9 protein-coding genes are annotated in these 12,369 nt (G+C 57.1%); 8 read left to right on the top strand and 1 reads right to left on the bottom strand.

The window, feature by feature from the left end; translation table 11 throughout:
- Positions 1–142 precede the first annotated feature (142 nt).
- The 5 genes from ppgK to D2E24_RS06115 all read left to right on the top strand — a co-directional run bounded on the left by ppgK (position 143) and on the right by D2E24_RS06115 (position 8,672).
- The gene (gene ppgK / locus D2E24_RS06135) at positions 143–907 is read left to right on the top strand and encodes a polyphosphate--glucose phosphotransferase (protein ID WP_125968444.1); all 765 of its coding nucleotides are present in this window, start codon (positions 143–145) and stop codon (positions 905–907) included.
- Positions 908–1,238: 331 nt separating this feature from the next.
- The gene (locus tag D2E24_RS06130) at positions 1,239–2,477 is read left to right on the top strand and encodes a pyridoxal phosphate-dependent aminotransferase (protein ID WP_125968443.1); all 1,239 of its coding nucleotides are present in this window, start codon (positions 1,239–1,241) and stop codon (positions 2,475–2,477) included.
- 96 nt (positions 2,478–2,573) lie between these two features.
- On the top strand, positions 2,574–5,702 hold the full coding sequence (locus tag D2E24_RS06125) for a type I restriction endonuclease subunit R (RefSeq protein ID WP_125968442.1): 3,129 nt from the start codon (positions 2,574–2,576) through the stop codon (positions 5,700–5,702).
- A gap of 28 nt (positions 5,703–5,730) precedes the next feature.
- Positions 5,731–7,377, top strand: a complete 1,647-nt coding sequence (locus tag D2E24_RS06120) for a type I restriction-modification system subunit M (RefSeq protein ID WP_125968441.1) — start codon at positions 5,731–5,733, stop codon at positions 7,375–7,377.
- Between the two features lie 107 nt (positions 7,378–7,484).
- Positions 7,485–8,672, top strand: coding sequence for a restriction endonuclease subunit S (locus D2E24_RS06115; RefSeq protein WP_125968440.1), 1,188 nt, complete (start codon positions 7,485–7,487; stop codon positions 8,670–8,672).
- A 1-nt stretch (position 8,673) separates the two neighbouring features.
- Here the strand turns inward: D2E24_RS06115 and D2E24_RS10605 are convergent, their stop codons facing one another.
- Positions 8,674–9,837 (bottom strand): restriction endonuclease subunit S, encoded by a 1,164-nt coding sequence (locus D2E24_RS10605; protein ID WP_277594757.1) that lies wholly within the window; start codon positions 9,835–9,837, stop codon positions 8,674–8,676.
- Positions 9,838–9,906: 69 nt separating this feature from the next.
- On the opposite strand from D2E24_RS10605, the gene D2E24_RS06105 reads away from it, so the two are divergent.
- From D2E24_RS06105 to D2E24_RS06095, 3 genes are all read left to right on the top strand, one after another.
- Positions 9,907–10,458, top strand: a complete 552-nt coding sequence (locus tag D2E24_RS06105; protein WP_125968438.1) for a hypothetical protein — start codon at positions 9,907–9,909, stop codon at positions 10,456–10,458.
- Complete coding sequence (locus D2E24_RS06100; protein ID WP_164521035.1) at positions 10,451–11,323, top strand: nucleotidyl transferase AbiEii/AbiGii toxin family protein; 873 nt, start codon at positions 10,451–10,453, stop codon at positions 11,321–11,323. The genes D2E24_RS06105 and D2E24_RS06100 overlap by 8 nt, the downstream gene beginning before the upstream one ends.
- Before the next feature lie 78 nt (positions 11,324–11,401).
- Complete coding sequence (locus D2E24_RS06095) at positions 11,402–12,319, top strand: site-specific integrase (protein ID WP_125968436.1); 918 nt, start codon at positions 11,402–11,404, stop codon at positions 12,317–12,319.
- Positions 12,320–12,369 lie beyond the last annotated feature (50 nt).

Raw genomic sequence — 12,369 nt, 5'->3', positions numbered from 1 at the left:
CGGCCGCGGCGGGCCGACGGTCGGAAACCGGCGTAATGGGCCGGGTGGCGCGCCGCGTCGTCATGCAAGACGATGCGGCGTGTTGGCCCTTTCGCGTTATACAATGCCCGTAACCGTCATCCCGTAAGGAGAGAGGTCAACGATGATTGAGACAGCACAAGCGTTCGGCGTGGATATCGGAGGTTCGGGCATCAAGGCCGCGCCGGTCAACCTGGAGAAGGGCGAGTTCGCCGAGCCGCGACTGAAGATCCTCACCCCGGAGGTGTCCACCCCGCAGGCCGTGGCCGCAATCGTGCGTCAGCAGCTCGAGCATTTCGACGTGCCGGCCGACGTGCCGGTGGGCATCGCCTTCCCGGCGCCGATCAAGCCGGGCCAGAAGCTCGACTTCATGGCCAACCTCGACCAGTCGTGGATCGGCGTGGACGTGACCGAGGTCTTCTCCGAAGCATGCGGCCGCCCGGTCGTCGTCGTCAACGACGCCGACGCCGCCGGTCTGGCCGAACAGCAGTACGGCGCCGCGAAGGGCCAGGACGGCCTGGTCATCGCGACGACGCTGGGCACCGGCATCGGCACCGCCCTCATCTACAACGGCGTGCTCATCCCCAACACCGAGCTCGGCCACATCGAACTCGCCAAGGGCAAGGGCGACGCGGAGAAGTACGCGTCCTCCGGCGTGCGCGAACGCGAGGAGCTCAGCTACAAGAAGTGGGCGAAGCGCCTGACCAAGTACTACGGTCTGATGGAGAAGTACTTCAGCCCCGAACTGTTCGTCGTCGGCGGCGGCGTGAGCCGTCAGAGCGCCAAGTTCCTGCCGCACATCGACATCAAGACGCCGATCGTGCCCGCGAAGCTGCGCAACGAGGCCGGCATCGTCGGCGCCGCCTACTACGCCAGCACCAAGCAGTAGGATCCGCGTCCTCCGACGCAACCCACGGCATCAGGCCCCCGCACCCCGCGGGGGCCTCGTCGTATGGGGGGCGGATGGCGACTGGCGGACTGCACTCGGTTAGACGTATCTGCGATTTGTATGCGTCCCGATGAAGACGCCGCATACATTCGGCGGTTTCACCCGTCTGATTCTGCGGTTTGTCTGCGGCGACTCGTTACGCCGCATACAAACCGCGGTTTCGGATGATTGATCCTGCGGTTTGGGCGCGTCGGTTTCGCCGGGACGCGTACCTTCCGCAGTCGGGGTGATGATGGTCCGGTTGAGCGGGGATGAGGCTATGGTGGGGGCCATGCGATTCTCTTCCCGCGTGGACATCAGCGACCCCAATCCGATCGCGGCGGCCGAAGCCGACGCACGACATGCCGGCCGGCCGCTCGGCAAGCTCAACGACTCCAACCCGACCCGCCACGGTCTGGCCCCCGCACTGGTGCCGGAGGTCTACACGGCCGACCCGCGCGGCCCGCTCGCCGCACGTGAGGCGCTCGCCGCGTTCATCAACGCGCGCGACGGGCGCGTGGCCGGGGGCGCCACGGCGGGGGAGACGGCGTCGCCGGCGGGAACGATTCCCGCGCCGGCCGGCTCGGCGGCCCCGGTCCTGCCGGAGCGGCTCTACCTGCTGAGCTCCACGTCGCAGGCGTACTCGTGGATTGTCAAACTGCTGTGCGACGCGGGCGACGCGATCCTCGCACCCAAACCCGGCTATCCGCTCATCGAATCGATCGCACGCCTCGAATGCGTCGACGCGATCCCCTACCAGCTGCGTTTCGACGGATCGTGGTTCATCGACACCGCCGAACTGGAGACGCTGCTCGACGGGCCGGACAGCGGGCGCATCCGCGCGATCGTGCTCATCAATCCGAACAATCCGACCGGCTCGTACGTGCGTCCCGGCGAACGTGAGGCGATCGTGCGCATGTGCCGCGCTCACGACGTGGCGATTATCGCCGACGAGGTGTTCCACGACTATGCGCTCGAACCGTTCGACGACAACGCGCGGCTGGCGGGGGAGACCGGCGCGCTCACGTTCGCGCTCGACGGCTTCTCCAAGATGCTCGCCGCGCCGCACGCCAAGGTCGGCTGGATCGAAGTGTCCGGCCCGGCCGACGACGTGGCCGAGGCGCTGCGGCGGCTCGACGTGATCGCCGACGACTACCTGCCGATGAGCGACGTCATCGCGCGCGACATCCCGGCGATGCTCGCCGACGCGCCCGCGCAGACCGCGCGCGTGCAGGCGCGCGTACGCGGCAACCTCGCCGCGCTGCATCGCCTGCTGGAGGATGATGAACTGGGCGTGACCGATGTGCTGCGCGCCGAAGGCGGATGGAACGTGCTGCTGCGCGTGCCGGGCGTGATCGACGAGAACGAACTGGTGCTCGCCCTGATCGAACGGCACGGGCTGAGCGGTCAGCCCGGCTACTTCTTCGACATGACGTCCAACGGCTATCTGGCGATCTCGCTCCTGCCCGAACCCGCCGAATTCGAACGCAACGTGCGCGCCGTCCTCGACACGGTCGCCGCCCTGCTGTGAGTGTTGTCCGGTAGATATACACGAGAATCCATGTATCAGCGGTAATATCGGGAATGGTGTTTTACGCTGTATGCGAGCGTCAGTGAGGAGGATTGCATGGGCGGTGAACTGGAGTTCGAGATGGATCTGATTCATCATCTTGAGACGATTGGCGGATCCAAGCAGTGGAAATACGAGCCTGACATCAAGACCACGGAACAGCTGTGGGATAATTTTCGCACCATTCTGGAACGGAACAACGCCGGCCGTCTTGATGGACGTCCATTGACCGACGGAGAATTCAGCCAGGTGAAGGATATCATCTGCAATCTCCGGTCGCCTTATGAGGCCGGCTGTTGGCTGTACGGCATGAACGGCGTTACTCAGGTGGAGATCGACCGCGACGAATTGCCGGACGGCAACGGCGGCGGGCACGTGTTCCTCGACGTATTCGATCAGGCTCAGATCGGTGCCGGCAACACCGTGTACCAGATCGTCAACCAGATCCAGCGTCCACGTGTGATCGCGGGGCGCAAGGACCGTAGATTCGACACGACGTTGTTGATCAACGGCTTGCCCATCATCCATATCGAAGAGAAGTACGATCATCATGATGCGATGGAGGGGCTGAATCAGATTCGCCAATACATCGATGAGGGTCAGTTCCGGGATATTTACTCGACCGTGCAGATCCTAGTCGGCATGACGCCGCATCAGGCGTTGTATATGGCGAATACGGGTGCTGATTCGTTCAATCCATCATTTGCGTTCCACTGGCAGCGTGAAACTGATAGCGTGCCGGTGTCGGATTGGCGGGAATTCGCTGATCTGATGCTATCGATTCCGATGGCGCATCAGATGGCGACGAATTTCATGATTCTTGACGGAGATCCCAAACATCGAAACCTGATGGTGATGCGTCCCTATCAGGTGTACGCCACCAAACGAGTGATAGAACGTATTCGTGAACACACGTTCGGTACGGACGATCAGGAAGTAGGGTATGTCTGGCATACCACCGGATCGGGCAAGACCATCAGCAGCTTCAAGACCGCCTGGCTCGCATCCCGTCTACCGGGAGTGGACAAAGTCGTGTTCGTGGTGGACCGTGTGGCCCTGACCCGGCAGACCTTTGACAAGTATGCTGCCTATGACCCGGACCGGGACGAGGACGGCAACAACGGTGTGGTGGCAGAAACGGCCAATACGGGTGTACTGGCGTCCAAGCTGCGTAGTCGGAGCCGGGACAACGCCATCGTCGTAACCTCCATCCAGAAGCTGGACCGCTTGTGCAAGAGGGATACGTTCACCGCTCCCGACCAGCACATTGTGTTCATCGTGGATGAGGCCCATCGCTCCACGAACGGAGAAATGCTGCGGCGCATCAAACAAGCGTTCCCATTGTCCGCGTGGGTGGGCTATACAGGGACCCCGGCCTTCGACGGAGACCTGACCCACCAGGCTTTCGGCGATCTGATCCACGCCTATACGATCAAAGAAGCGATTTCGGACCGTAACGTGTTGGGCTTCAACGTCGATTTCGAGCATACGTTACCTAACACGGAGGTCACGGACCACCTGCTGCCGGAACTGTTGCGGCAGCGGTATCCAGATTGGGATGATCAAGCCATCGACGGTAAGATCGCGCGCATGTCACCGGAGGAAGTGGACGAATACATCGATTCCGGCGTGTATGACAACAATCCGCAGCATATACGGGAAGTGGTCGACGATATCATCCGTCATTGGCGCAATCGTTCCAAGGACGGCAAATATAGCGCGATCCTGACCACTCATGTCGGTGGGGGTAATCCGTCGGCGCCGATGGCGCTGCAGTATTTCGAGGAATTCCGGCGCCGTAACGAGGAGCTGCGAAACGAGGGAAAGCCTGCACTGAATGTCGCGGTGACGTTCTCTATGGCCGCGGATAATTCGGATTGGCAATTGGACAACAACCGTGGGCTTCGCTCCGCAGTGAAGGAATACAATGCCGCCTTCGGTACGTCGTTCGATGATACGAGCATTGACGGCTACTTCCTTGATGTCATGGATCGACTCAGGGGCGAAGCCGAAGGGGCGAAACTGGATTTGGTGATCGTCATCGATCAGCTGCTGACCGGGTACGATGCTCCGAACGTGAACACACTGTATGTGGACCGTACGCTGTCCGGAGCGAATCTGATCCAAGCATATTCTCGCACGAATCGCATCGAGAACATGAAGGACAAGCCGTGGGGTCGTATCGTAAACTATCGGTGGCCGGAGACGTCCAGGAAACTGATGGATGAGGCTCTGAAAGTGTATGCGAATCGTGATTCCGCTGCCGTTCAAGGAACCATTACCGCTGCAGACCTTGTGGATAGCGGCGTGCTGGCCCGTAATTACGAGGAGACTCTGAGCAAGACCAAGAAAATCGTCGAAGAGCTCAGGGAACTGACTGACGAATTCGTTCGCGTACCTGCGAGCGAAGGGGAGCAGCAGCAGGTTGCCGACCTGATCGGTGAGTACGGTAGTGGAGTGTCTCAGCTCAAGCAGTACTCTGAGTACGATTATGATCAGCCCGATGTATTGCTTGATGAACTTGACATGACCGAAGATCAGGAAATGTGGTTGACGCAGACGGCCCGTTTCGAGCTGAAAAGGATCTCGGAGGAACGACATGAGCTGGACCTGTCCCGTCTGGACTTCAGCGTGGAGCATATCGTTCAGGTGCGTGTCAATTACGATTACATCACCGAACTGTTCGCCAAACTGCTGAACCAAGCCAAGGAAGATCCGGAAGCGGCTGGAAAGACCTACGAGGCGCTGAAGCATGCGACCGATCAGGTTGAAGACCGTCGGTTTGCCGAGCAGATGATGGCTGTCGCCGATCAGGCGATGGAAGGGGAGCCGTTGGAAGGGGTATCCTATCCGGTGCAACCTGAGCATGTGTCGCATATCGTTCGCGAACAGGCTTCCAAGAATCGTCGGCAGGCGTCGCTGCAATTCCGTCAAAAGTGGGGGTTGGTGGACGTGGCCTCCGCTAAGGGGCTGATCGATGCTCTGTTGGACCGCCATGTCCTTCACCGGGATGATCTGAACGACGGTGACGAACTCAGCCGATTGATGGCGGACGCGGTGGCTGATAGGTTGTATCAGCAGGATGCCGACGACGAGACCATCCGCGGATTGACTCCGATCAGGTATCGCAACGAGTTGAGGACGGCGTTGCGCGAATTCGCGGATTACGTCGTAGCCCACTACTGAGAACCGGAACAGACAGGAGAGAACCGATATGGCAGGACAGGATGCCGCGAGGCAGCTCACTTCGCAACTGTGGTCGATGGCCAATGATCTGCGAGGCAAAATGTCGGCGGACGAATTCCGGGATTACATTCTTGGATTCATCTTCTACCGGTATCTGTCGCGCAAGCAGGAGGAATATCTGGCCGGTCTGGGATTTGTTGAGGTTCCCGAAGGCGGCGACATCAATGATGGATACCGTATCCAAGTGGAGCGAGAGGGCATCGAGGATTGGCGTGAAGACATCTCCCAGACGCTCGGTTACGCCATCGATCCGGAATATACGTGGGCGACGCTGATCGGCAAGATCCGCGACCAGAGTCTGCGTCCCGACTACTTCCAGTCCATGTTTGATTCCTTCAAACGCAATGCGGAACTGAACGCCACGGCGGAGAAGGATTTCCGCGACGTGTTCTCCGACGTGAACCTATCCGATTCATCGCTGGGCAATTCGACCGCGGCCCGTGCCAAGAGTCTGTCCAATCTCGCGGAGAAGGTCGATACCATCGAGTTCAAGGACGAAACTGGGCATGACATCCTCGGTGACGTCTATGAGTATCTCATCGCGCAGTTCGCCAGCAATTCAGGCAAGAAGGCCGGTGAATTCTACACGCCGCACGAGGTCTCCCGCATTCTGGCGAAGCTGGTGACATACGCCGACCCGATGTCGGAGGGGTCCTCCGTCATCAGCGACGAGAACCAGAGCTTCTCCGTCTACGATCCGACCTGCGGCTCCGGTTCCCTGCTGTTGACTGTGAAGAAGGAACTCCCCGGCGGAGACCGCAAGGGACGCGTGCGATTCCACGGTCAGGAGTTGAACCGCACGACCTACAATCTTGCGCGCATGAATCTGATGATGCATGACGTGGACTACCAGTTCATGAAGCTGCGCAACGCCGATACTTTGGAGATGGACTGGCCGGACGGAACCGATGCGAACGGTATCGACCACCCGTTGTTCTTCGATGCGGTGGTCGCCAATCCTCCGTATTCCCAGCATTGGGACAACGCCGATTCGAAGATGAGGGATCCTCGTTTCAAGGAGTACGGCAAGCTCGCGCCGAAATCGAAGGCCGACTACGCCTTCGTGGAGCATTGCATCTATCATCTGAAACCGTCCGGTCGCATGGCCATCGTGCTGCCGCATGGCGTGCTGTTCCGAGGCGCGGCCGAAGGCGTCATCCGTAAGGCGATCCTCGACAAGAACTACTTGGACGCGGTGATCGGTCTGCCGGCGAACCTCTTCTATTCCACGTCGATTCCCACTGTGGTGCTGGTATTCCGTAAGGACCGGCAGACCAACGACGTACTGTTCATTGATGCGTCCAACGATTTCGAAAAAGGCAAGAACCAGAACCATCTGCGAGACGAGGACATCGACCGCATTCTGGAAACGTATGCCAAGCGCGAGGACGTCGACAAGTATGCGCATGTGGCGTCTATGAAGGAGATCAAGGAGAACGACTACAACCTCAACATTCCTCGGTACGTGGACACGTTCGAGGAGGAGGAACCGATCGACATCGACGAGGTGAACCGTCAGCTTGCTGACGTGGATCGGCAGATCGCCGAACTGCAGGCCAAGTTCGACGCGATGGTCGCCGATCTGGTGCCTACCGATCCGGAGGTCGGAGCGTGAACGGGACCATGTTCGCCTTACTCAACACGAAGGAACGTGAGATAACCGTCAGGTGCTCGGTGCTCTCCTACAAGCTTGACGACTTCTTCTATTCGGAGGACTGAATCATGGGAAAACTGGTGCCGCAACTGCGTTTCAAAGGCTTTACTGACCCTTGGGAGCAGCGTAAGTTGTCGACATGCCTGACTGAGAGCGTCATTCCCGGGCATTCGGGCGATCAGGCGAAGAAGCTGACGGTCAGGCTCTGGGGCAAAGGTGTGGTGGAAAAGACCACGCTGCAGAATGGGAGCAGCGCCACTCAGTACTATGTCCGCAAGTCTGGGCAGCTGATGTATGGCAAGCTTGATTTCCTTCATGCTGCTTTCGGTATCGTTCCGCAGGAATTGGATGGTTATGAATCAACTGCCGATTCCCCGGCCTTTGACATTGCCGACGATGTGGACAAGGAGTTCGTCCTTCAATCATGCCTGCGCAAGGAATTGTATTTATACCAAGGCAGCCTTGCCGATGGCTCACGCAAGGCCAAGCGTGTCCACTCCCAGACATTCCTGCAAATGACCGCTAATTTCCCGTCCTTGGAGGAGCAGCAGAAGATAACAGAGCTTTTCCGTACCATGGACGATCTTATCGCGGCCCACGAGCGTAAGCTCGAGCTGCTGCGGCTGAAGAAACGCTACTATTTGCAGCAGATCTTCAGCCGAAAGCTCCGGTTCAGAGGCTTCACCGAACCCTGGCAGCAGCGTAAGTTGGGTGAGTTATATGAAAAGGGGCGCTCGGGCGGTACGCCAAATTCCGAAAACCGTAACTACTATGGTGGTAATATACCGTTCCTTGGCATATCTGATCTTAACGGAAGATACATCACTAACACTTCCAAACATATTACCGAAATGGGTTTGATAAATAGTGCTGCTTGGTTGGTTCCCGAAGGTGCCATTTCTCTGGCAATGTATGCAAGCGTTGGAAAAGTCGGTATTTTAAGCCAGCCAATGGCTACCAGTCAAGCGTTTTTCAACATGGTATTCCCTTCTACCATTGTTCGAAACTATATCTTTGCCCGTCTTGATAAAGCCGCATTAGATAGCGAGTGGAATAAGTTAGTATCAACTGGGACTCAAAGCAATTTGAATGCTCAGAAAATAAAAGAATGGGCCGCGTATAGCCCACGACCTTCCGAGCAGCGAATTATCGGCGACTTATTTTTGCTCATTGATGAAATGATTGAACTGCAAGAGGAATACCTTTCGTTGATGGGTAGACTGAAGGAGAATTATCTTCATGCACTTTATTGTTAGGTTAGATGAATAGAGTGCGAAGATATGCGCTCTTAAGTCTTTGACTTAAATCAACCTTTAATGCGTAACAATCAATAAGGCAGTCTATTTTGTCCAGAAAAAGCCCTATCAACTCCATCTCTGAATCAGTGGGAACGCTTAGAACCATTTCTTTCAAGGACTTGAAATCGATGCTTTCCACAGTTGTACCTGTCTTTCCATATCTTAACAGAATTAATTTCTGATGCGAGATAAAGAATTGAAAGAGCCATGGTGCAAGATTCTTTGAATGAGGTTGAATGACTCGAATATCTTGATTTACCGTAGCGGGCTTCCGAAGTATCGAAACCGGTACCATATGACGCAAAATACCACTTCTGGTTACCATTATCAGAGATCCTTCCGGATAGACATTGAGCTCTGCGGCACCCCGTTTGGTAAGAAGATTTGTTGTAGTCTCTATATATCGCTGTTTGACATCCTGAGAAGTTACCCACAGAATCTTCCCTCCGCTATAGTTTTCGGAGTCAGCCATAGAGGGAGTGTGTCCGCCTCCAAAAGAAGCCAGCTCATTCAACTTACGCTGCCGCCAGGGTTCGGTGAAGCCTCTGAACCGGAGCTTTCGGCTGAAGATCTGCTGCAAATAGTAGCGTTTCTTCAGCCGCAGCAGCTCGAGCTTACGCTCGTGGGCTGTGATAAGATCGTCCAGCGTCTTGAAGAACTCCCCAATACACTTCTGCTCGTCTAATGAAGAAATCCTAATCGGTGTCTTGGCGAGTTCCTTCCCGCTGATTTCAGCAAAGGTGGATCCAGCTGAATGTTTTACCGCATATTTGCGAATAACTGCCCCCAAGGCATAAACAAAATCGACTGAGTAATCTTTCTTGATTATCATCGACTGAAATCCTTGGTTGGTAGCCGCAGGCTCCAAAAGGATCGCCATCGTTCCAATCGATGCACGCGACGTGAACAGAATCGCGCCAGGCGGAAGCAGTGTCGCCGAACAACTCCTCAGTCCCAATTTGGAGATCGTTCTCGTTGACTTTTGCACATATCTTGAAGATCCGATTTCGGCGGGCGTGAACCAATTGATGTCGCCATCCCAGAAAGCCAATTGCGTAGTAGACGGGGTTGCTCCACCTACAATCTCTGCGACATCACCTAACTTACGCTGCTCCCAGACGATGTGCGGTGTCTTCTGGGTCCTTGGCGGGGTCTAACCTTGATGTAACGAAGCGTGCCAGAGGAGTGTGCGATGAGTGTAATCGAGGAACGTCTACGACCGGTGTGGGCGCAGTGGTGCGGCGTGATTCCCGTATGGGCGGCACGCAAGGCAGGAGTACGAGCAGACAATCTGAGACGCTGGGCCAAAGGCAACGAGGATGTGGATCATGTAGAGCGCGGCGTATACGCCTGGTATCCCGACGACGTCGACGATACTGACATGGACTGGAACATGATGGTGCCCGCCACCGCCGTGGCCTTGGGCGGAGAGGACGCGTACCTGTGGGGGCCGAGCGTACTGGAAGCGGCTCGGCTGGGAACCATCGGCGGTGGCGCGGTCTGCGTCGCTGTCCCTAAGCGTCGCCGCAAGCGCAACGGCATCTCCTGGGTGGTGACCGACCGGAAGGCGGACTCCACGGTACGGGGCATCCCTTCACAGTCGCTACGGGACGCGGTGTACTCGTCAGCCGGGGAAATCGATGAAGACAAATACTCGGAGGCTCTGGCCGACGCACTGTCGCAAGGCATCATCACCGAAACCGAGTATGGGGATCTCAAGCAGAGGTACTGCGCCTATGCGTGACGACATCCAACGACTTTCCGCTATAAAACTCCGTCGCCTCATCCAACGCGAGGTCAACCGTCTGCCGCTTGAGCAACGAGCCACGGCATTGCAGAATGTTGACAACGCAATATTGGCACAGTTCATCCACGGCATCGGAGTTCTCAAAGGCGGTGGCTCGTTGTCACTGCGCTACCCCCTGAGCAAGGGGCGCACTTCCCGAGATCTTGACGCGACGGTACGCGACAGCATCCAGGAATTCCGAGACATACTATCCGCTCGACTGGAACAGGGTATGAGCGGGTTCACCGGCACCGTCGTCATGCAGACGCGTAAAGACAGCGCCGGCATGAAGGCCGGTATGGTGCCATTTGATATCCAGCTTTTCTACAACGGCGGCCCCTTCGCCTCGTATGAGCTGGAAGCGACGCCGGATCACAGCGGTTTCCTGCCGCAAGCCGCCCCTGCGATCAGTGAACAGACCGCGTCGATTCTCAAGTCCGTGGGCATTCCGTTCCGGGCGCCGGACATGATTGCTCCCATCGACCAGCTGGCTGACAAACTGCATGCCATCAGCAAACCCGGTAGCGCACGCGGCCGCGATCTGGCGGACATCATGACACTCACCGGCGAAGTCGACCTATCGGACTTGGATGAGTTACGCGCCATCGTACGTCGCATCGAAATCTCCGAAACCGCCTTCCCGCATGCCGTGCGCGTACTGGAAGCGGACACATCTCGTTTGAATGCCTTCCGTGAAGCATTCAAGCGATCGAACACCGCATACGATTTCCAGGCATGCTGGGACAACACGCAGCGGCTGCTCCGCCAAGTGGACGAACGGCATCGGTCTGAATGGGAGAAATCCTGGTGCCACCTTGCATAACGATACAACCCCATCACTGCGAATAATGCACCGAATCCTGTCTCGTGCACGAAATACGTGCACGAGACAGGAGCAACTATGCAAAGGAACCAGACCATCTCCTCCTATTTCAAGGAGTGGATGGAGATGTACAAGAAAGGTGCGGTATCGGATGTAACGTACGCCAAGTACGTCGTCACACAACAGCGCCTGCGCGAGCTTGCGCCGAATCTCAGGCTCGGCAACGTGACCCGCACCTCTTATCAGGAGCTGTTGAACGCATACGCCTTGACCCATGAACGGCAGACGGTGATGGACTTCCACCACCAAGTCAAGAGCGCTTTGCTGGACGCTGTCGAAGAAGGCGTCATCACCAAGGATCCGACGCGCAAGATCGTCATCAAAGGCACCGGGCGGCGGCTGCATAAACCGAAGTACCTCAGCCAATACGAACTGCAAGCCGTATTGAAGGAACTGGATCTGGGAAGCGAACCCAATTGGGATTACATGATTCTGCTGATCGCGAAGACCGGACTGCGCTTCGCGGAGGCGCTAGGCTTGACCCCTGCGGACTTTGACTTCCAGAGGCAGATCGTCTCCGTCTCGAAGACCTGGGATTACAAGTCATCCGTAGGACGTTTCGCGCCGACCAAGAACCGATCATCCATGCGTAAGGTGCGCATCGACTGGCAGCTGGCCATGCAGTTCAGCCAGCTGGTCAAAGATCTCCCACAGGATGAGCCGTTCTTCGTTGGCGGCAGGCGCGTATACAACGCCACGGTCAACGACCGGCTCGAACGGCTCTGCAAGCGCGCCGGCGTGCCGGTGATTTCCGTACATGGACTGCGCCACACCCATGCTTCGCTGCTGCTTTACGCCGGAGTGTCGGTTGCATCCGTAGCCAAGCGTCTTGGACACTCCAACATGACCACCACACAAAGCACCTATCTGCATATCGTCCGTGAACTCGAAAACAAGGATGGAGACAAAGTGATGCAGTTCCTCAGTACACTGTAATCCCATAAGTGAACGACGGTGGCGGTCTCGTATGATTGAATGCCGCCACC

This window comes from Bifidobacterium samirii (genome assembly GCF_003952945.1).
In the GTDB taxonomy this organism is placed as follows: Bacteria; Actinomycetota; Actinomycetes; order Actinomycetales; family Bifidobacteriaceae; genus Bifidobacterium; species Bifidobacterium samirii.
Note: the sequence above shows the minus strand (reverse complement) of the source record. Positions and strands in the feature narration are given on the sequence as shown.